The sequence below is a fragment of the Mesorhizobium sp. W016 genome (assembly GCF_054719485.1).
Map to the genome: position 1 here is coordinate 93,152 of NZ_JBTTIF010000002.1, position 19,613 is coordinate 112,764.

At 63.8% G+C, this 19,613-nt stretch carries 22 protein-coding genes and 1 riboswitch; of the genes, 10 read left to right on the forward strand and 12 right to left on the reverse strand.

Features of this window, described 5'->3' with window-relative positions; genetic code table 11:
- Positions 1 to 68 precede the first annotated feature (68 nt).
- The 3 genes from ACYG9V_RS00765 to ACYG9V_RS00775 all read right to left on the reverse strand — a co-directional run bounded on the left by ACYG9V_RS00765 (position 69) and on the right by ACYG9V_RS00775 (position 2,411).
- Positions 69 to 683 carry a LysE family translocator gene (locus ACYG9V_RS00765; RefSeq protein ID WP_023685346.1) on the reverse strand — a complete coding sequence of 205 codons (615 nt, stop codon included), beginning with the start codon at positions 681 to 683 and terminating at the stop codon, positions 69 to 71.
- An 83-nt stretch (positions 684 to 766) separates the two neighbouring features.
- Positions 767 to 1,714: an aldo/keto reductase gene (locus ACYG9V_RS00770; RefSeq protein ID WP_023685347.1), complete on the reverse strand. Its 948-nt coding sequence runs from the start codon at positions 1,712 to 1,714 to the stop codon at positions 767 to 769.
- A gap of 163 nt (positions 1,715 to 1,877) precedes the next feature.
- A complete protein-coding gene (locus ACYG9V_RS00775; protein WP_023673305.1) occupies positions 1,878 to 2,411 on the reverse strand; it encodes a gamma-glutamylcyclotransferase in 534 nt (177 codons plus the stop codon).
- A gap of 123 nt (positions 2,412 to 2,534) precedes the next feature.
- Here ACYG9V_RS00775 and ACYG9V_RS00780 point away from each other — a divergent pair, with 123 nt between their 5' ends.
- Positions 2,535 to 3,533 carry a DUF2125 domain-containing protein gene (locus tag ACYG9V_RS00780; protein ID WP_352762719.1) on the forward strand — a complete coding sequence of 333 codons (999 nt, stop codon included), beginning with the start codon at positions 2,535 to 2,537 and terminating at the stop codon, positions 3,531 to 3,533.
- A 124-nt stretch (positions 3,534 to 3,657) separates the two neighbouring features.
- Complete coding sequence (locus ACYG9V_RS00785; RefSeq protein WP_352762721.1) at positions 3,658 to 4,581, forward strand: sugar kinase; 924 nt, start codon at positions 3,658 to 3,660, stop codon at positions 4,579 to 4,581.
- 6 nt (positions 4,582 to 4,587) lie between these two features.
- On the opposite strand, the gene ACYG9V_RS00790 is transcribed toward ACYG9V_RS00785, so the two are convergent.
- A complete protein-coding gene (locus ACYG9V_RS00790) occupies positions 4,588 to 5,523 on the reverse strand; it encodes a prephenate/arogenate dehydrogenase family protein (RefSeq protein WP_023686715.1) in 936 nt (311 codons plus the stop codon).
- 4 nt (positions 5,524 to 5,527) lie between these two features.
- Entirely contained in the window at positions 5,528 to 6,637 is a 1,110-nt protein-coding gene (hisC, locus tag ACYG9V_RS00795) for a histidinol-phosphate transaminase (RefSeq protein ID WP_352762722.1), read from the reverse strand.
- A 126-nt stretch (positions 6,638 to 6,763) separates the two neighbouring features.
- Positions 6,764 to 6,841, forward strand: a riboswitch (SAM riboswitch).
- A gap of 60 nt (positions 6,842 to 6,901) precedes the next feature.
- Here hisC and metX point away from each other — a divergent pair.
- Both metX and metW read left to right on the forward strand, forming a co-directional pair.
- The gene (gene metX / locus ACYG9V_RS00800) at positions 6,902 to 8,071 is read left to right on the forward strand and encodes a homoserine O-acetyltransferase MetX (RefSeq protein ID WP_023685352.1); all 1,170 of its coding nucleotides are present in this window, start codon (positions 6,902 to 6,904) and stop codon (positions 8,069 to 8,071) included.
- Positions 8,068 to 8,682, forward strand: a complete 615-nt coding sequence (gene metW, locus ACYG9V_RS00805; protein ID WP_023673299.1) for a methionine biosynthesis protein MetW — start codon at positions 8,068 to 8,070, stop codon at positions 8,680 to 8,682. Before metX ends, metW begins: the two co-directional genes overlap by 4 nt.
- 7 nt (positions 8,683 to 8,689) lie before the next feature.
- Here the strand turns inward: metW and ACYG9V_RS00810 are convergent, their stop codons facing one another.
- Positions 8,690 to 9,010, reverse strand: a complete 321-nt coding sequence (locus tag ACYG9V_RS00810; protein WP_460221891.1) for a DUF1330 domain-containing protein — start codon at positions 9,008 to 9,010, stop codon at positions 8,690 to 8,692.
- Positions 9,011 to 9,258: 248 nt separating this feature from the next.
- Here ACYG9V_RS00810 and ACYG9V_RS00815 point away from each other — a divergent pair, with 248 nt between their 5' ends.
- Positions 9,259 to 10,194, forward strand: coding sequence for a glycosyltransferase family 2 protein (locus tag ACYG9V_RS00815; RefSeq protein ID WP_023673297.1), 936 nt, complete (start codon positions 9,259 to 9,261; stop codon positions 10,192 to 10,194).
- Between the two features lie 51 nt (positions 10,195 to 10,245).
- Here ACYG9V_RS00815 and ACYG9V_RS00820 read toward each other — a convergent pair whose 3' ends face one another.
- The 3 genes from ACYG9V_RS00820 to ACYG9V_RS00830 form a co-directional block, all read right to left on the reverse strand.
- The gene (locus ACYG9V_RS00820) at positions 10,246 to 11,034 is read right to left on the reverse strand and encodes a DUF1194 domain-containing protein (protein WP_023714977.1); all 789 of its coding nucleotides are present in this window, start codon (positions 11,032 to 11,034) and stop codon (positions 10,246 to 10,248) included.
- Between the two features lie 64 nt (positions 11,035 to 11,098).
- Positions 11,099 to 12,919: an ABC transporter ATP-binding protein/permease gene (locus ACYG9V_RS00825; RefSeq protein ID WP_460221892.1), complete on the reverse strand. Its 1,821-nt coding sequence runs from the start codon at positions 12,917 to 12,919 to the stop codon at positions 11,099 to 11,101.
- A gap of 137 nt (positions 12,920 to 13,056) precedes the next feature.
- Complete coding sequence (locus ACYG9V_RS00830) at positions 13,057 to 13,839, reverse strand: class I SAM-dependent methyltransferase (RefSeq protein WP_352765923.1); 783 nt, start codon at positions 13,837 to 13,839, stop codon at positions 13,057 to 13,059.
- A 118-nt stretch (positions 13,840 to 13,957) separates the two neighbouring features.
- On the opposite strand from ACYG9V_RS00830, the gene gloB reads away from it, so the two are divergent.
- Both gloB and ACYG9V_RS00840 read left to right on the forward strand, forming a co-directional pair.
- Complete coding sequence (gene gloB, locus ACYG9V_RS00835) at positions 13,958 to 14,725, forward strand: hydroxyacylglutathione hydrolase (RefSeq protein WP_352674257.1); 768 nt, start codon at positions 13,958 to 13,960, stop codon at positions 14,723 to 14,725.
- A 20-nt stretch (positions 14,726 to 14,745) separates the two neighbouring features.
- On the forward strand, positions 14,746 to 15,177 hold the full coding sequence (locus ACYG9V_RS00840; protein WP_023828397.1) for a cupin domain-containing protein: 432 nt from the start codon (positions 14,746 to 14,748) through the stop codon (positions 15,175 to 15,177).
- On the opposite strand, the gene ACYG9V_RS00845 is transcribed toward ACYG9V_RS00840, so the two are convergent.
- Genes ACYG9V_RS00845 through ACYG9V_RS00855 form a run of 3 tightly spaced genes read right to left on the reverse strand, consistent with a single transcriptional unit; the run spans position 15,174 to position 17,577 of the window.
- The gene (locus tag ACYG9V_RS00845) at positions 15,174 to 15,848 is read right to left on the reverse strand and encodes a lysoplasmalogenase family protein (RefSeq protein WP_023699113.1); all 675 of its coding nucleotides are present in this window, start codon (positions 15,846 to 15,848) and stop codon (positions 15,174 to 15,176) included. The two genes, ACYG9V_RS00840 and ACYG9V_RS00845, sit on opposite strands and share 4 nt — an antisense overlap.
- Complete coding sequence (gene yddG / locus ACYG9V_RS00850) at positions 15,845 to 16,732, reverse strand: aromatic amino acid exporter YddG (protein ID WP_023670684.1); 888 nt, start codon at positions 16,730 to 16,732, stop codon at positions 15,845 to 15,847. Before yddG ends, ACYG9V_RS00845 begins: the two co-directional genes overlap by 4 nt.
- Positions 16,733 to 16,776: 44 nt before the next feature.
- Positions 16,777 to 17,577, reverse strand: a complete 801-nt coding sequence (locus ACYG9V_RS00855; protein WP_023670683.1) for a DUF3108 domain-containing protein — start codon at positions 17,575 to 17,577, stop codon at positions 16,777 to 16,779.
- A gap of 260 nt (positions 17,578 to 17,837) precedes the next feature.
- Here ACYG9V_RS00855 and rpmB point away from each other — a divergent pair, with 260 nt between their 5' ends.
- The 3 genes from rpmB to ACYG9V_RS00870 all read left to right on the forward strand — a co-directional run bounded on the left by rpmB (position 17,838) and on the right by ACYG9V_RS00870 (position 19,612).
- Complete coding sequence (gene rpmB / locus ACYG9V_RS00860; RefSeq protein WP_023670682.1) at positions 17,838 to 18,134, forward strand: 50S ribosomal protein L28; 297 nt, start codon at positions 17,838 to 17,840, stop codon at positions 18,132 to 18,134.
- Between the two features lie 122 nt (positions 18,135 to 18,256).
- Positions 18,257 to 18,937: a queuosine precursor transporter gene (locus tag ACYG9V_RS00865; protein WP_352765914.1), complete on the forward strand. Its 681-nt coding sequence runs from the start codon at positions 18,257 to 18,259 to the stop codon at positions 18,935 to 18,937.
- Between the two features lie 3 nt (positions 18,938 to 18,940).
- The gene (locus tag ACYG9V_RS00870) at positions 18,941 to 19,612 is read left to right on the forward strand and encodes a hypothetical protein (protein ID WP_352765915.1); all 672 of its coding nucleotides are present in this window, start codon (positions 18,941 to 18,943) and stop codon (positions 19,610 to 19,612) included.
- The last annotated feature ends 1 nt before the right edge of the window (position 19,613 follow it).

A 19,613-nucleotide genomic window follows, 5' to 3' on the forward strand; every position in this document is an offset into this window, starting at 1 on the left:
CGGTTTTTTCCGTCCTGAATCGCGCCAAAACAAAAAAGACCAAAGCTTGATCTCTTCTGCGGGCCGGCTCAAGGCCACGCCGCCAGCGCCGTGGTCAGCACCAGCGTCGCCGCGAAGGCCAGATTGATGATCCGCGACGTCAGCGGCTGGCGCAGGGTGCGGGCGAAGGCCGCGCCGGCCAGCAGCCACAGCACATGGATGGCTACGATCATCAGGGTGAGAACCGCCAGCCTGGCCGGGATGCCGAGAGCTGCGGTCGCGGAGCCAGCAAGGACCGCAGCAATCGCCAGATAGGCTTTCGGGTTGGCAACGGCGAGCAGGAAGCCGCCGAGGAAGGTCGGCAGAACCGCGCTGCTGTCACGCGCGGCCAGCGGCGGCGCTGTCGCTATTCTGTAGGCGAGGTAGAGAATATAGGCGGCTGAAGCGACCGCCAGCACTGGCGCTACGCCCGGCATCGAGGTGAGGATAGCCTTGATGCCGGTGGCCACGACCAGCAGCACCGCGACCGTGCCTAAAATGATCCCCGATGTGTAGTGAAGCGAATTGCGCAGGCCGAAGGCGGCCCCTATCGCCGTGACGCTGATCGTCGCCGGGCCAGGACTGCCCATGACGACGGTTGCCGCCAGCACCAGCGCCAGCAATTGCTGCCAGGGCTGCGCCTGCGAAAGAATGTCTGCGGCCATGCTGCCTCTTCTCCACAATAATGGAGAACAGTGTGGCAAGGCGGACAGCCGTCGTCTTGAACGATCGTGCCGAACCTGCGCGGCTAGGCGCTGGCCTTGTCCAGCGCCACGAGATCCTCCGCGCTGAGCTTCAGCGATGCGGCGCGCACCAGGCTGTCGACCTGGTCCAGCGTCGTGGCGCTGGCGATCGGCGCAGTGATGCCGGGCTGCGCCATCACCCATGCGAGTGCTACTTCCGCCTGCTTGGCCGAATGGCGCGCCGCCACAGTGTCGAGTGCGGCCAGAATGCGCATGCCGCGCGCATTGAGATAAGCCTTCACGCCGCCGCCGCGTTCACTTTTGCCGAGATCGGCCTCGCTACGGTATTTGCCGCTCAAAAACCCCTTGGCGAGACTGAAATAGGTGATGACGCCGATATCCTCGGCCACGCACACATCATGCAGCGGCCCGTCGAAGGATGAGCGATCGTAGAGATTGTATTCCGGCTGCAGCACGCTGTAGCGCGGCAGCCCGCGCAGGCTGGCAACATCGAGCGCGGCGCGCAGCTGGCCGGCGTCGAGATTCGAGGCGCCGATATGGCGGACCTTGCCGGCAGCGAGCAGCTTCTGGTAGGCGCCGAGCGTCTCTTCATAAGGCGTGGTCGGGTCCGGCCAGTGCGACAAATAGAGGTCGATGACATCGGTCTGCAGTCGCTTGAGCGACGCCTCGACTGCCCTTTCGATATGGGCAGCGGACAGATCCTTCTTGCCTTGTCCCATATCCGAGCCGACTTTGGTGATGACGATGATCTTGTCACGGTTGCCGCGGCTTTTCATCCATTTGCCGATGATGGTCTCGGACTCGCCGCCCGCGTGGCCGGGCACCCAGCGCGAATAGGCATCGGCCGTATCGATAGCGTTGAGGCCGGCGCCGCCGAACCGGTCGAGCAGGTCGAAGGAGGTCTTCTCGTCCGCGGTCCAGCCGAAGACATTGCCGCCCAGGACCAGCGGCGCGATGGAAAGGTCGGTTTGACCGAGACGGCGTTTTTGCAAGACGGGGCTCCGTGGGCTGGCGGCGGGCGACCCGAATGCTTCGGGCCGCAGCTAAGCTAGGTCTCGCCGCGCCGAGGTCAAAGGCCTCAGCCAATTTTCCAGCGGGCCAGCGCTTCACAAAGGCGCGAGCGCTTCGCCTGCAGGCTCGCCGTGGTCCACTGGCTCACGAGGCGATCCGCTTCGCCACCTCTTCCAGCCAGTGGTCGCTGATACCCAGCGCCGCGAGATGCTGCAGCGTGTTGAGCACATAGTCCTCGTTGTTTCCGGACTGGCCGACGGCGCCACGGATAACACCTGCCGCATGCGCGGGGTCGAGCCCGCCGGCATACTGCTCATGCTGGCGGTCGACGATATAGGCAACCGCTTTCACTCTCTCTCCCGCGGCCGCCCCATTCCCGTCGAGGCTGATATCGAGCACACGCTCGAGGTAGACGCTGGTCACCAATTCGCGCTCGCGCAGATAGGTCAGCACCTCATCGCGCAGCTCGCCGGGCACGCGAAAGGCCAGCCCGATGCAGGAGCCGCCACGGTCGAGGCCTAGCACCAGGCCCGGCCGCTGGCGCGTGCCGCGATGCACGAAGGAATAGACGCAGAGCGACCGGCGGTAGCCGTAAAGCCGCGCGCGCCGTGTCTCGACATGGGCGAATCCCGGTCGCCAGATCAGCGAGCCGTAGCCAAAAACCCAAAAATCGCCCATATCGCCAAGCCTGATTGTACGAGAGTGACGCCGCCGCATCGGAATCGGTGCTCTTCTGTTCTTTTTGCTTTTGCGTAAGCCACAGTCCACCCGCAACACGCCCGCGTTAATGAAAGCCGCAGCATGACGTCAAGTGACGAGCGTCCGTCGAAGTTTCGCCGCCGGCTGATGTGGCTCGCTGCCTTGCTCGTTATGCTGTTCGGCGTCTACAGCGCAGTCTGGTTCTATGTCGCCGGTCGCGTCAGCAGCGAAGCCGACAAGGCGGTGGCCTCGCTCAAGGACAAAGGCATCGAGGCCGGCTGCGCCAACCTCACCGTCAGCGGCTACCCCCTGAGTTTTGCCATCTCCTGTGACAATCTGGCTTACGAGGACGACGCCAGGAACGTTGCCGCCTCGGCAGGCAGCTTCAACTTCGTTGCAGAGCTCATCCGGCCTTTGTCGCCTGCCGCCGAGTTGCGTGGGCCGCTGCGCACCTCGGTGCCCGGGATGGCGCCGCTATGGATCGATTGGGACAATCTGCAGGCCAATGCCAAGCTCTCCTGGCCCTTGCCACGCAGCATTTCGCTGCAGGCCGAGAGCTTGTCCGGCCAGACCGATCCGGCCGACGACACCGACCCGGTTTCACTGTTCAGCGCCGGAACCGCGGCGGGCGAGTTGCGACCCGACGGCCAGGACCTTGGCTATACCGGAAGCTTCACCGATCTTGAGATCGACGCCGACGCGATCGGCGGGCGCGTGCTGCCGCCGCTCGACGGCAGCGGCGACGCGACGCTGAAGAACGGCGTCGCGCTGATGAAGACGCAGGCCAGGAGCCTGCGCGGCCAGGCGGTCGACATCCACAAGCTCGATCTGTCGTCGGGAACCGCGCGCATCACCGTCTCCGGCCCGGTGTCGGTCGACGCCAACGGCCAGGTCAATGCCGACCTGACGATCAAGCTGCAGGATCCCAAAGCCGTGGCGGCAATCCTCGCCACCGCAATCCCCGAGCAGAAGAGCCAGATCGAGCAAGGCTTTGCCGGTCTGGCGCTGCTCGGCAACGAACCGTCGATGCCGCTCAAGGTGGTGAAGGGCAAGGCCTCGCTCGGCTTCATTCCGCTGGGCAAGATCAAGCCGCTCGATTAGAGCAATTCCAGGAAAAGTGTGAGCGGTTTTCCGTCCGGAATTGCGTTAAAACAAAGAGATAGAGCATGATCGCAAAGAGCGGGAACGGCTTTTGGGGAGAGATCGTGCTCGAGCAAGCCGACGCATGAACCGACCGGTGAAACTGCTGAGCGTTGGCGCGCTGACGCTGGATACCATCCTGCGCGTCGAAACCCTGCCCACGCATCAGGGCAAGTTCATCGCCTCGGACGGCATCCAGATCGCCTCGGGCATGGCGACAAGTGCTGCCTGCGCCGCCCGCCGTCTCGGCGCCGAGGTGTTCCTGTGGGCAAGTGCAGGTGACGATGCCGTCGGCGACCAATTGCTGGCCGGCATCGAGGCCGAGGGCGTCGATTGCGGCTTTGTCCGCCGCGTCGAAGGCGCCCGCTCGGCGCTGGCCGCGATCCTGGTCGACGCTCATGGCGAGCGCATCATCGTGCCCTTCTACGACCCAAAGGCGCAGGCCGACCCCGAGGCGGTGCCTGTCGCCGATCTTTCCGGCTTCGATGCCGTGCTGGTCGATGTGCGCTGGCCGGGCGCCGCCGCTCTTGCCTTGACCGCCGCGCGCAGCGCCGGCCGTCCCGCCATCCTCGACGCCGACACGGCGCCGGTTGAGGTGCTGGAGCGCCTGCTGCCGCTGGCATCGCACATCGTCGCTTCGGAGTCGGCGGCACGCATCGTCTGCGGCCATGCGCTGGACCCCGAAACCGCCTGTGCCGACCTCGCCAGCCGCACCGATGCCTTCGTGGCGGTGACCGGCGGCGCCGCGGGAAGCTGGTGGCATGACCGGTCCGCCGGATGCGTGCGCCACATCGCGGCGCCGAAGATCAAGGCGGTCGACACGCTTGCCGCCGGCGACGTCTTCCACGGCGCCTTTGCTGTCGCGTTGGCGGAAACCATGCCGATCGAGCAGGCGTTGCGCTTTGCCAGCGCGGCGGCCGCGCTCAAATGCCAGCGCTTCGGCGGCCGGCTGGGGGCGCCAAACAGGGACGAGGCAATGGCCATGGTCGCGGCGACATGGCCCGCTTGAGGAGACTTAGCTCTTCGCCGGATGTTCCACCGCCTGGCGGCCAAAATCCGGCACGTCGATGTCCTGGCCGGCCTCGATGATCGAACGGCGAACGGCCCGGGTGCGGGTGAACAGGTCGAACAGCTTGTCGCCGTCGCCCCAGCGGATCGCCCGCTGCAGCGAGGCGAGGTCCTCTGAAAAGCGCGCCAGCATTTCCAGGATGGCATCCTTGTTGTGCAGGCACACGTCGCGCCACATGGTCGGGTCGGAGGCGGCCAGACGGGTGAAGTCGCGGAAACCGGAAGCCGAATATTTGATCACTTCCGACTTGGTCACCGATTCCAGATCGTCGGCGGTGCCGACGATGTTGTAGGCGATGATATGCGGAAGATGCGAAACGATGGCCAGCGTCATATCATGATGCTGCGGGTCCATCGTGTCGATGTTGGAGCCGCAGCGCCGCCAGAACTCCGAAAGCTTTTCCAGCGCCGCCGGATCGGTGCCGGGCAGCGGCGTGAAGATGCACCAACGGTTTTCGAACAGCTCGGCGAAACCCGCATCCGGGCCCGATTTCTCCGTACCCGCCAGTGGATGTCCCGGAATGAAGTGCACGCCGTCCGGCACATAGGGCTGCATTTGCGCAATGACGGAGGCCTTGGTCGAACCGACATCGGTGAGGATGGCGCCTTTTTTCAGCGCCGCTGCGATCTCTTGCGCCACCTCGCCCGACGACCCCACTGGCACCGAGACGATGATCAGGTCGGCGTCGCGGACCGCTTCCCTGGCGTCGGTGGTGTAGCTCTCGCCAAGACCGAGCTCCTTCGCCCGCGCCAGCGTGGCCGGGCTGCGCGTCGCGATGGCGACATGGCGGGCCAGGCCCTCGCGGCGGATGATGCGGGCCAGCGACGAGCCGATCAGGCCGATGCCGACCAGCGCGATCTTTTCAAACATCGGTGCTGTCATTGTTTCAGCTTTTCAGGAATGTCGTGAGGGCATCGATGACGCCGCGATTTGCTTCTTCGGTGCCGACGCTCATGCGCAGCGCATTGGGAAAGCCATAGCCGGTAACGCGCCGCAATATATAGCCGCGCTGGGTGAGGTAATCGTCCGCCGCCTCAGCCGAATGCCTCTTGTCGTCGGGAAAGTGGATGAGGACGAAATTGCCGACGCTGGGCGTCACGCGCAGCCCAAGCTTCGTCAGTTCTTCATTCAGCCAGGTAAGCCAGGTCTCGTTGTGCAACGAACTGCGCTCGACATGGGCGCGGTCGCGGATGGCGGCAATGCCGGCCTCGATCGCTGTTGCGTTAACGTTGAAAGGGCCGCGGATGCGGTTGATGGCATCGACGATGTGCAGTGGGCCATACATCCAGCCGATGCGCGCGCCGCCAAGGCCAAGCTTGGAGAAGGTGCGGGTCATGACCACATTCTGTGCGCTGCCCGCCAGCTCGATGCCGGCCTCATAGTCATTGCGCCTGACATATTCGGCATAGGCCGCGTCCAGCACCAGAAGCACGTTGCCCGGGAGCGCGGAATGCAGGCGGCGGACCTCCTGGAACGGCAGATAGGTTCCGGTCGGATTGTTGGGATTGGCGAGGAAGATGATTTTGGTCCGCGGCGTCACCGCGGCCAGGATCGCGTCGACGTCGGCGCGTTCCTCGGTTTCCTTCACAGCAACCGGCTTGGCCCCCGCCGACTGAATGTAGATCTTGTAGACCATGAAGGCATGTTCGGTAAAAATCGCCTCATCGCCTGGCGCAAGATAGGTCTGCGCCAGCAGGCCAAGTATCTCGTCAGAACCGTTGGAGCAGATGATGTTTGCCGGGTTGAGGCCATGCACCTCGGCGATCGCCTCGCGCAGCCGGCGGGCGGTGCCATCGGGATAGACATCGAGCTTGGCAGCCACTTCACGCGCGGCCTCGATCGCCTTCGGCGACGGGCCGAGCGGGTTCTCGTTCGACGATAGTTTATGGACCTTGGCGACGCCGGCCGGTGCTGTGCTCTTGCCCGGCACATAGGCGTCGATGTCCATAATGCCCGCGCGGGGCGTCGGTCGTGCCTTTTCCGCTGTCTTGTCCATGTCGCAAATCCATCGAGAATGCCTCCGTCCGGAGGCCGCAGCGGAAATACAAGCCGTAGCCGCGAATGTCGAGAGGCGGGCAATAGCTGGCCGTTGACGCCGGGCCGCACGAGTTCTAGAAGAACGCAACAGTTCCGTGGTGATTTGGCCGGTCGGCTTGCAGCCACGTTAAACAACTCGCTAAAGGGCCGTTTGCGTGACGTAACCGGCTTTGCGATCGCATTGCCGGTTTTTTATTGCCTGACGGCGGGCAAGGAGAGTCACATGGCCGCGCTCCGCGCTACAAAAACCAACAACGAGGCCGACAACCCGTCGAGCCCTGTGTTGCGTTTTGGCCCTGACAAGCCGCTGAAGCTTGACGCCGGCACGCTTTTGTCGCCGTTCCAGATCGCCTACCAGACATATGGCGCCCTCAACGATGCCCGCACCAACGCCATCCTGGTCTGCCACGCGCTGACCGGCGACCAGCATGTCGCCAGCACCAATCCGGTGACCGGCAAGCCCGGCTGGTGGGAAGTGCTGATCGGTCCCGGCAAGATCATCGACACCAACCGCTTCTTCGTCATTTGCTCCAACGTCATCGGCGGCTGCCTCGGCTCCACCGGTCCGGCCTCGACCAATCCCGCCACCGGCAAGCCCTACGGCCTCGACCTGCCAATCATCACCATCCGCGACATGGTGCGGGCGCAACTGATGCTGGTCGACCATTTCGGCATCGAAAAGCTGTTTTGCGTGCTCGGCGGCTCGATGGGCGGCATGCAGGTGCTGGAATGGGCGTCATGCTATTCCGAGCGCGTCTTCTCGGCCCTGCCGATCGCCACAGGCGCACGCCATTCCTCGCAGAACATCGCCTTCCACGAGGTCGGCCGCCAGGCTGTCATGGCTGATCCGGACTGGCATGGCGGCAAATATTTCGAGCACGGCAAGCGCCCGGAAAAGGGGCTCGCCGTGGCGCGCATGGCCGCCCACATCACCTATCTGTCGGAAGCCGCCCTGCATCGGAAATTCGGCCGCAATCTGCAGGACCGCGAAGCGCTGACCTTCGGTTTCGACGCAGATTTCCAGATCGAAAGCTATCTGCGCCACCAGGGCATGACATTCGTCGACCGCTTCGACGCCAACTCCTACCTCTACATGACCCGTTCGATGGATTATTTCGACCTCGCCGCCGACCATGGCGGCCGGTTGGCAGATGCCTTTGCCGGGACCAAGACCCGCTTCTGCCTGGTGTCCTTCACCTCGGACTGGCTGTTCCCGACCGAGGAGAGCCGCTCGATCGTGCATGCGCTCAACGCCGCCGGCGCCTCCGTCTCCTTCGTCGAGATCGACACCGACCGCGGCCATGATGCCTTCCTGCTCGATGAACCCGAACTGTTTGCCGCCATCAAGGGCTTCATCGGCTCGGCGGCCCGCGCAAGGGGGCTCGCCTCATGAGCGTCAATGGCAGCCAGCGCGTCGACCTCGAAGTCGTGGCCAACCTGATACCGCCGCAGTCGCGGGTGCTCGATGTCGGCTCCGGCGACGGCCTGCTGCTCGAACTCCTGCAGGAGACCAAGCAGGTCGACGGCCGCGGGCTGGAGCTGTCACAGCGCGGCGTCAATGAATGCGTGGCGCGCGGTCTCTCGGTCATCCAGGGCGATGCCGATACCGACCTCGAATTCTATCCGGACAAGGGTTTTGACTTCGTCGTCCTGTCTCAGACGCTGCAGGCGACCCGCAACCCGAAGCTGGTGCTCGACGAGCTGCTGCGAATCGGCAACCGCGCCATCGTCTCCTTCCCCAATTTCGGCCACTGGCGGGTGCGGCTGTCGCTGTTCGTCAATGGCCGGATGCCGGTGACCGCGGACCTGCCCTATTCCTGGTACGACACGCCCAACATCCATTTCTGCACCATCCGCGACTTCGTCAATCTGGTCGAGGAACTCGGCGCTTCGGTCGAGAAAGCCACCGCGCTCGACGGCAACGGCCAGAAGATCGGCCTGTCGATGCCATGGTGGTTCTGGAATTTCTTCGGCCAGCAAGCGGTGTTCTTGCTGAAGCGGTAGTTTGCCCCTATTCCAGCACGTCCGTCGCCTTGTGCGGGTGCTGAACGCCATCGGCGATGATCACATCGGCGTGGGAGTTGTGGGTGCGCAAGGCCAGAATCTCGCGATAGGCTGATGAATTGTACCAGCCCCACGCATGCGCCCTGTCCGGAAACTCGATGACGATCAGATGCCCGGGCCATTCGTTTTCGACCACCTCCATGTCGCCGCCGTGGACAAGGAAGCGGCCGCCGAAAGGCTCCAATGTGGCGTCGATCCTCTGCAGATACTCGACAATCTGCGGGCCCATTGTGACTTGACGCATATGGGCGACGGCGTAGGCGGCCATGGCTGAACTCCCTGTGAGATCGAAGCCCGACGACCGGCTTCGTTGGCGCAATCTGCAGACATGATGGCCATCGGTCGATTACGTCTGGGGTAATCGGCCGGCTTACCGGCGTCCTGGCTCAACAGTTTGTGATGACATTGCCGCTGGTTTTTTGTAGCGTCGAAGCGAATGCCATCCCGGGGTAAGGCTTGGACGGCGACCATCAAAACCTCCGGCCTCCAGGCATTTCGGGGCACAATCGAAGCAACATGTCCAAGGCAACCGACCTCGCTCCGCTGATCTCGGTGATCACACCGACGCACAATCGCCGCAGCAAGGTGGTGCGCGCCGTGGAGAGCGTGCTGGCGCAGAATTTTCCCCGGTTCGAACACATTGTCGTCGATGACGGCTCGACCGACGGTACGGCAGCCGCACTTGCCGAAATCCGCGATCCACGGCTGATCTATGTTGGCTCGAAATGGCGCGGCGCCAATGCCGCCCGCAATGCCGGCATCGAGCGGGCGCAGGCGCCGGTTGTGACATTCCTCGATTCCGACGACGTCTATTTGCCGGATCGCCTGGCGCGGACGCTGGAGCAGTTCGACAACAATCCCTCGCTCGAAGTGCTGATCAGTTCCTTCGTGTCGCTGAAGGGCAATCGCCGCACCAACTGCGTCAACCGCGAGGCGCTGCTGAGCCGCGACTCGCTGGAGCGGGCCCTTGTCGCGCAGACCATCTTCATTGCCGGGTCGGCAATCACCGCCCGGCGCGAGTCGCTGCTGGCCATCGGCGGCTACGACAGTGACGTCACGCGCATGCAGGATCGCGAATTGTTGCTGCGCTTTGCCCGTCGCAGCGGCGCGCAGCTGTCCGAAGTGATCGACTGGAAAAAGTACAACTCGGAGAATTCGATCTCCGGTCGCCGGGACGGCTATGTCGAAGCCTATGCGAGCTTGATCGACAAGCACCCCTATATCGCCGACCGCTACCCCTACATTCCGCCTTACATGATCGCCCGGCAGCTCATCGCCGATGCACTCAAGGGCAGGGTTTCGCAGGCGTTCTCCGGCTATATGGCCAACCGGTCGTCGAAGGCGCTTGGCTATTCGCTGCCGCAGCTGTTGCGTGGCTATGTCGGCGGCCGGCGCTGGCGCCGCGATCTCTATGCCGAATTTCGCGACAAATACGGTGCACGGCCGGCCTGAAGTTTGCCGACAAGCCGCGCAGCGGCTTTCCCCTCCGAACTGCCTCAAACCTCATTTGTCGAGTTCCGGCAGATATGGGTCGGAATATAGCCGCCGGTCGCGTTCGCCCTGTAGGCAGTCCATGGGTGCGGCGGCATCGATCGGGACCACGGTCGCATCGGCGATGCCGCTCACCTCCAGGATCAGCTTGCGGCGTATGGCGGTGGCGAATTCCGAGGCCGCATAGATCGGCAACACGAAGGAGCCTGGCCCACCGGTGACGCAGTCGTCATAATACTGGTCGAGATGGCTGAACGTCGGCGACGGGCTGATCAGGATCGGCAGGCCGTTGATGACGATGCCCTTGGCCACCGCCGCATCGCGTGTCGTGGCGACGGGCAGCCCGGTGTTGTTGGGACCGTCGCCGGAAATGTCGATGACGCTGCGTGGCGCATCGAACCCCGTGCCCTCGAACAGCCCGGCGCCGAAGGCAAGCGCACCGGAAATCGAGGTGCCGCGAAAGCTGCGGAACGGCCGGGCTTCTATTCTGTCGGCGAAGGCGTTGGCGCTCTCTGCGCTGTCGATCACCTGCCAGGCGATGACGCCATCCTCGCGCACGACGCCCGCCCATTCGAAATAGGCAAGCGCGATGCGCCCGGTGGTTCCCGAGCGCACGGCCTTGATGAAATCGGGATGCCTGAGCGCCTCGACATAGCCAGCGCGCTGCAGCGCGAACTCCCTCTCGTCCATCGACTGTGAGATGTCGACGGCCAGCACCAGTTCGACATCCACGGCAACGGCCGGGGCAGCCACGGGCGTGGTGCAGGCAAGGCAGGCAAGCAGGCTGAGCGCATCGAGCATGGCCGCACCACGGATGTTTCGACCCGTGAATCTTCGCCGCGATCGCGGCGAAATAAAGCCCCTTCTACTTCTTTCGCCGCACGGCCGCTTTCGGCGGCGGGTCGATGGCGCCGGTCCTGACTCGGGCGGGTTTCAGTGGCGCAGCACCCGTATCCTTCACGATGTTCAATGCGCGTGGAAAGAAATGACCATTGTGCAGTCCGCGCCCGATGTTGAGGATCGCGGTTTCCGGCAGGCGTTTCTCCAGCATGGACAGTACCCTTCGCAGCGAAGGACCATCGAACGCGTCCATCGCTTCGTCGATGATCACCCATTTCGGCTGCCGCAAGGCCAGCCTGGCGAAGGCCAGCGACCGCTGTTCGTCATCGTTGAGTTCCCGCTCCCAGCGTGCGGAACGGTCGAGCGAGGATGACAGCCGCTCGAGGCCGACCTCGGCCAGCACCGCCCCACAATCAGCATCGCCAGCCGGCGCCGAGCCATTCGGATGCAGCACTTCGCGTAACGTGCCGGCAGGAAAATACGGAACACGCGGCACGAAAATCGGCGTTTCTCCGGCCGGCAAGCCGATCCGCCCGCTGCCCCAGGGCCAAAGGCCGGCAATGGCGCGGAAGAACAATGTCTTGCCGGCGCCTGGGTCGCCGGTGATCATGACGCGCTCGCCGGGATGGATCTCGACATGGCTGTCTGAAAGTTTGGTGCAGCCCTCCGGCGAGGCCACTTGGAGCTTCTCGAAGGTCAGGCTGCCATTGGCGTTATCGCCGAATTCGATGCGCTTTTCCTTGTCGTGCAACACATCGGTTTCATCGAGCGCAATGCGGAAGTCGGCAACGCGCATCAGCGTGGCGCGCCAGTCGGCGATGCCGCCGATATTGTTGATGAACCAGCGCAGCGACGAGTGCACCTGGTTGAAGGCGCCGACCGCCATCATCAACCCGCCAAAGCTGATATCGCCTGAAAAATAGACCGGCGATGCCACAAGGATCGGCGCCACCACGGTGATCCAGCCATAGGTATCGGTCACCCAGGACAGGTTGATCTGCGCTTTGTAGATGTTTCGCATCGCGCCCAGCACCGTGCCAAGGTCGATTTCGAGCCGTCTCTTGGCATCGGCTTCGCCGTGATAGAGCGCGATGGCGTCGACATTCTCGTTGACGCGCACCATCCCGGAACGCAGCTCGGCCTCGCGGGTGTAGCGGTCGCTGTTGAGGCGGATCAGCGGCCGCCCGACCAGCCAGCTCAGCCAGGAGGCGATGCCGGCATAGAGGAACGCGGCCCAGACCATGTAGCCCGGTATCGCCAGCGACCAGCCGTTGATGTGGAAGACGAAGCCCGACGAGAGTTGCCAAAGCACGCCGACGAACGACACCAGCAGGATGAAGGATTGCAGCAGGCCGACGCCGAGGTCCGTCGACAGATCGGACAGATGCGCAGCATCCTGCTGCATGCGCTGGTCGGGATTGACGCCGATGGCGCCGGCATTGGCGAGCCGGAAGGCCCGCGCCGGCCGCATCCATTGGTCGATCAGGTCGAGCGTCAGCGCCTCGCGCAGCTTCAGCCGGATCATCTGGTTGAGCCAGGTCTGAGCGATGTTGAGCAGCAGCAGCGTGCCGGCAATCACGGCAAAGATCATCAGCTGATGCAGGAAGGCCGCCATGTCGCGACGCGCCAGCGCATCGTAGAAAGGCTGGTTCCAGCGGTTGAGCAGAACCTGGCCGATCGACGTCGCGACGATGACCGCCATAATGCCGACCGACGTCCAGACCAGCCACTTGCGCACCGGTGAGCCTATCAGCGCCCGTTTGATCGTCGCCACCTGATCGCGCAAGCTGCTGGCTTCGATGGTTACCGGCTGAGCGGTGGCGGACTTGTCCGGTTGATCAGCCATGCACGAGGTCCTTGCGTTCAGAAGCGTTGCTGAAACCAGATGGAGAGACTTGAAGGCATCCGCCGCTCAAACGGACCGCGAATGCATCTGCGACAGATAGGTGGGAAAAACCCACGCAACACCAGTTTTCATGATGATCACGAAGGTGTCACCTGACGCGTCGCCGATGTCACCCCTTCCGCCCGGCGGCCAAGCCGCGTCGCACCGTGCGGTGACAGTACCGGCACGAAGACACGGCGCGAGGCGCGCTGCGCGACCGGCACGCCCTGATAGAGCCGCTTCTGCGCCTCGACCACGATGACGCCGGAAAAGATCGGCCAGAACCGCCGGCCGGCGCGCTCCAGCACATTGTGGAACCGCATCATGAAGCGCCGCGGCGATGGCGGGAAGAACAGCGCGTCGGACCAGGAAGCCGGTGTGAAATTCGCCTCGCGCAGCAATTCTGTCAGCTGGCCGCGCGAGAACGGCCGGCCATTGCCGAACGGCGTGTGCTCGAACCGCGCCCAGACACCGCGCCGGTTGGGCACGACGATGACGACGCGCCCTGCCGGCGACAGCACCCGCCAGATCTCGTTCAGCGTCTCGCGCGGGTTTTCGACATGTTCGAGCGAATGCACGAGCAGCATGCGGTCGATGCAGGAATCGACCAGCGGCAGTTCCTCGTCGAAGACCAGCGCCGTAGCCGTCGGTCCGTTCGCCGGCCAGACGACGGCGCCTTGCGTAGCAGGCATGAAGGCAAACACCCGCTCGGCATCGGTGCCGAACCGCTCCAGCCACGGCAAGGTATAGCCGAGCCCGACCAGCCGCTCATTGGGCACTGTTGCCCATATTGAGGACAGCGCCATGGTGATCGAGCGTTCAGCCAGGCGGCCGAGCGTGGTCGAATAGAAGGAGCGGAGATCGACGATATCGGAATGCATGCGCGGGACGGTAGCTGCGATGCCGCCCAAGTTCAACAAAGCCGGCACGTTCTGCAAAGCTAGAGTGACATCGGCGGCCAAGCGCCCTATGTCTGCGCCAACAGATGGAGAGATGCCAATGCCCGTCGAAATCGAACAGTTCATGTGCCGCAGCGACAATTTCGGCGTGCTGGTGCATGACCCGAAAAGCGGCGAGACCGCCATTATCGACGCGCCCGAAGAAGCGCCGATCATTGCCGCGATCGAGCGTACCGGCTGGAAGCCGACGATGATCCTGACCACCCACCACCATGTAGACCATGTCGAGGCCAATCTGGCGCTGAAGGAGCGCTTCAAGCTGCGCATCGTCGGACCGGAGGCGGAAAAGGAAAAGATCCCCGGCATCGACGAGACCGTCGGGCAAGGCTCGGTCGTCCATCTCGGCGGTGAGCGGATCGATGTCATCGCCACGCCCGGCCACACAGCGGGCCATGTCTCCTATCATTTTCCGGCCTCGAAAGTGGCGTTCACCGCCGACACTTTGTTCGCGCTCGGCTGCGGCCGGCTGTTCGAATGCAAGCCGCCGGTGATGTATGAGTCGCTGAAGAAGCTCGCCGCACTCCCGGCGGACACGGTCATCTATTGCGGCCATGAGTATACGCTTTCGAACGCCCGCTTTGCGTTGACCGTCGACCCGACCAATTCGGCGCTCAGGGAACGCGCCGCCAAGATCGAGACCCTGCGCGCCGACAACAAGGCGACGCTGCCGACCACGATCGGCGAGGAATTGTCGACCAATCCGTTCCTGCGCTGGCACGACCCGGCGATCCGCAAGCATCTCGGTATGGAGGCGGCCTCCGACGCCGAAGTGTTCGCGGAAATCCGCAAGCGCAAGGACAATTTCTGAGCATCATTCCGGGATCAGCCATGACCAGCGCCGCTGAAATCATCGCCACGCTCGGCCTCAAGCCACATCCGGAAGGCGGCTGGTATGCCGAGACCTTTCGCGACGGCGCCGGTGGCGCGCGTGGCCATTCGACGGCGATCTATTTCCTCCTTGAACAGGACCAGATTTCGGCCTGGCACCGGGTCAAGGACGCGGCCGAGGTCTGGCACTTCCATGCCGGAGCGCCGCTGGCGCTGTCGATGTGCGAGGAAGGTAGTCCAATGCTTAACCAGGTGATCGAGCAGGTGCTCGGCATTGAGCTTGCGGCGGGCGAGCGGCCGCAGATCGTCGTGCCGGCCGGCTGGTGGCAATCGGCGCGCAGCCTCGGCGAATGGACGTTGGTCGGCTGCACCGTGGCGCCGGGCTTCGACTTCGCCGCGTTTGAAATGGCCGAGCCGGGCTGGCAGCCTTAGGCCAGAAGAAAACCAAGAGTTATGCAGAGCTGGGCGGCATAGTAGAGCACCCAGACCGCATAACGGATGCCGGCGCGATAGGGTGCTATTGCCGGAACCAGGAATTTCTCCGCGGCAAGCAGCCCGTCCGATGCCATGAACATAACAGCGCCGCCGATGACCCACGGATTGGCGAGCGTCAACGCCGAGATGCCCATCGCCAGAATGGCCGCGATATAGATGGCGATCGGCACCCGCAGGCCGGGACTGACACGGCGCCAGAGCGCCGCCAGCATGACGACTGCGAAGGCCGCCATGGCAAGCGCGATGGCGCCGCGCCATGTCTCGGTGCTGAGCACATCCAGCCCGCCGCCGCCGAGCAGGAAGAGCGGCACATAGAGGACATGCGCCGCAAGGAAGCTGGCCAGCCCGCCGAGGAAGGCCTTTTCGCCGTCACGCGACAGGAAGGCATCGCCGACGCCGCTGAGCAGCAGTGCGACGACGAGCAACAGCGGCCCACCTTGCATGAAGGCGAGTGCCGCAAGCATGGCCACGGCCAGCGTCTTTGCCGCCGAGCGGGCCAGCGTCGGCCGCATATCCAGGGTGAAGGCGTAGATCACTGCCGCCACCAGCGAAAAAATCAATGTTGCATTTGCGTTGGCGTCGATGCCGCCGGCAAACGGCATCGTCATGCGCTTGCCCCGCCAGTTGCCGCCTTGCGCAGGAACAACGATTTCGCCGCCAGCGCCGCGCCGCCGGTGATCAGTACGCAGGCAGCCAGGATACGCAGCGACGGCTCGGCAACGCCCGCCGCGATCAGCACCAATGTCGACAGCAGTGGCGCCGCATAGCTTGCCGCGCCGAGCACCTGGATGTTGCCTCGTTTGACGCCGATATCCCAGGCGTAGAAGGCGGCACCCACCGGCATCAACCCCAAACCAACCACCGCCAGCCACTGGCCGGGGCCATCGGGCAGCACCGTCTTTTCCAGCAGAAGATGGCAGATGAGGGACAGGGCTGCCGTGGCGGCGCAGAACCAGGTGACGATCGAGGTCGGCACCGCCGGAAAGCGCCGCGACAGCAGCGAATAGGACGACCACAGCAGCGCACAGACGGCCGCCATCGCATAGCCGAAGGTGTAGCGAGCATCGAAGGCGAGGCCGCCACCCTTGGTGACGATCAGCACGGTCCCGGCGAGCCCGAGCAGCGCGCCGACGACATGGTTCCAGGCCAGCTTCTCGCCCGGCATCAGCGCTGATCCCAGCACGATCAGCAGCGGCCACAGATAGGCGATCAGGCTTGCCTCGACCGCCGGCGCGTTGCGCAGCGCGGTGAAATAGAAGAAATGGTAGCCGAACAGTCCGGCAATGCCGATCACCCAGACCTGGCGTGGGATCTTCAGGCTTTTATCGGTCGCCGGCATGAACAGCCGGGCAACCAAACCGACGGCGGTGCCGATGGTGAAGGTGATGGCCGAGAGCAAGAATGGCGGCACGGCGCCCGACGCATCGGTGAGCAACGCCAGCAGCGCCCACATGGCGACCGCCGAGAAACCGATCAGTGTTGCGCGCCCCATGCCCGTCTCCGGCGACTCGCCCCATTCTATTCGGGTGGGCGCGTCTATTCAGTAGCTTCGAACCGCCCCGCGCTGACAGTCAAGGTGCCGATCTGCGTCCCGACCGTGGCGTGGATCGGCGCATATATGCCGGTTTGGCCGAGCGGTGCAAACGTCACCATCATCTGGCTCTTCTTCTTCAGGTAATTCAGCGCCTTGCGGCCCTTGCGGTAGCCTGCCACCGGCTCGAAGCTCATCTTGCAGGTAACGGTGTCGCCCTTGTAACCCTTGACCGAGATCGATCCTTTCGAGGCGTAGGTCAGCGTCAGGTCGGCGCGCATCTCGCCGTCATAGAATTTCACCTTGCGCCCGCAGACCTGGTCGAGGCTGTCGGCATGGATAACGGTAGCCGCCATGGGATCGAGCACAGATGCCAGATCGTTGCTGCCCAGCGGTATCCAGTTTTTGGGATTGCGCTTTTTCGGTTCGGGAATGACCTGGGTGGCGGTCACCGCGCCATTGGCAAAGCGGATATCGACCATGGAAGCCTTCTTGCCGGACTTATAATCGGCGCGAAATACCTGTGGCTGCATCTGCTTGCCCAGGATCTTGCCCTTTGACGAGATCGTGCCGCTCGTGTCGTCGAACAAGGTGGCGAGACCCGCGCTGGAGACGGTGCCGTCTATGGAATAGCTACCGCCTTCGTAGTGGCTGGAAAATGTCGCCTTGGCCACGGAAAGGCCGAGGAACGACACCGTGTATTCGCCCTTGAAGGACTGTGCGGTGGCTGCGGGCGCGGCGGCAAGGGTTGATGTCGGCAAGGCGGCGACAAGTATGGCGACAACGGCATGTGACGGGCGAAGCATGGCGGGCTCGGTCCTTGATTTTTTTTAACCGGAGGCGGGCGACTCCGGCTTGAGATGTCCCTGTCCGACCGCTTATAGGCTGAATTCCGGCCTTTATGTGAAACGCTCGTCACAGTCGTGGGTAAGCCGGAGCTTGACGCATTGGCGAAATGCAACTATGGAACGCCAACTTTTCCATAAGGCCGCCTGACTGAAACCGCGCGCCACCCGGCGCGGGCGAACAAGGTTTGGCAGGCTAGACAGAACTGAAGGTTAGAACCATGTCCCGCACCTGCGAACTCACTGCCAAGGCAGTCCAGACCGGCAACAATGTGAGCCACGCCAACAACAAGACCAAGCGCCGCTTCCTGCCGAACCTCGTCAATGTGACGCTGATTTCGGAAGCGCTGAACCAGAATGTGCGCCTGCGCATTTCGGCCAACGCGCTGCGTTCGGTCGAGCATCGCGGCGGCCTCGACGCCTTCCTGGCCAAGGCCGACGCCAAGGAATTGTCGCAGCGCGCGCGCCTGTTGAAGAAGCAGATCGCCAAGAAGCTGGCCGACCAGCCCGCCGCTTAACGATATCAAGGCGGGGGACGACCGCCCTGAGCATCGGAGCAATCCGATGCTCAAAACTTCTAAGGCAGCGCGACCCGAACTTCGGCTAGCGCCTGGCTGGTTCCATTACCCAGGATAAAAAAATGACTTCCTTCTCGCGATATCTGCCCTTTGTGGCCGCCATGGCGCTTGTCGTCGTGGCATCGAACATCCTCGTGCAGTTCCCGATGCAGGGCCAGGCCGGCGGTATGTCGCTGGGCGACATCCTGACCTGGGGCGCCTTCACCTATCCCTTCTCCTTCCTGGTCACCGACCTTGCCAACCGCCGCTACGGGCCGACCGTGGCGCGCCGCATCGTCCTTGTCGGCTTCATGACCGCGGTAGTCTGCTCGATCCTCGTCCCGCCCTTCCTGTTTCGCCACGGCCTGATCGAGTTCGAGACATCAGCCGACCGGCTGGTGCGCATCGCCACAGCTTCCGGCGCGGCCTTCCTTTGCGCGCAATTGCTCGACGTCACCGTGTTCAACCGGTTGCGCCGGCAGAGCTGGTGGCGCGCGCCGATCGTCGGCACGCTGGTCGGCTCGGTGTTCGACACCCTGGTGTTCTTCAGCATCGCCTTTTCGGCCGCCTTCGCTTTTGCCGGCCCGAACGACAGCTTTGCGCTGGAGACGGCGCCGCTGATAGGCGTGCTGCCGGTCGAGTCCATGCGCTGGGTCTCCTGGGCGCTGGGCGACCTCTCTTTGAAGCTGATCATCGCTGTTGTGGCCCTGATCCCCTACCGGCTGCTCGCCGCCCACTGGAGCCAGCCGGCCGTGGCTGTCTAGGCCGTGATTCCCTGGGTCCAGCTCGGCTCGGCCAAAACGCCTGACGGCGGACAGGAACTGCGCCTCAAGCAGCGCGGCAGCGAATTCTCGATCATGCTCGGCACCAATGAGCTGATGAACAGCCGCCTCAGCGGCTCCGAGGAAGCGCTGGCCAAGCTCTCCTGTGAAAAGATCGGCGGCCGCGCCCAACCGAAAATCCTGATCGGCGGCCTCGGCATGGGTTTTACGCTGCGCGCTGCGCTTGCCCAAATGGGCGCCGACGCAGGCATCACCGTTGCCGAGCTTGTCCCCGCCGTCATCGCCTGGGCGCGCGGCCCCATGGAGGCGGTCTTCGCCGGCTGTCTCTACGATCCCCGTGTGACGGTTCGCGAAGCCGACGCCGGGCACATCATAAGATCCGACAAGGCAGCCTGGGACGCCATCCTGCTCGATGTCGACAATGGCCCCGAAGGCATCGTCTACAAGGGCAACGACGCCCTCTATGGCGCTGCCGGCCTCGGCGCGGCGCGTGCAGCGCTCAGGCCCGGGGGCGTGCTGGCTGTTTGGTCGCAAGGCCCCGATGCCGGCTTCACACTTAGGCTCAAGCAGGCGGGCTTTGTCGTGGACGAGGTGAAGACGCGCGCCAATGGCAAGCGCGGCGCGCGCCACGTCATCTGGATCGCCACCAAGCCTTAGG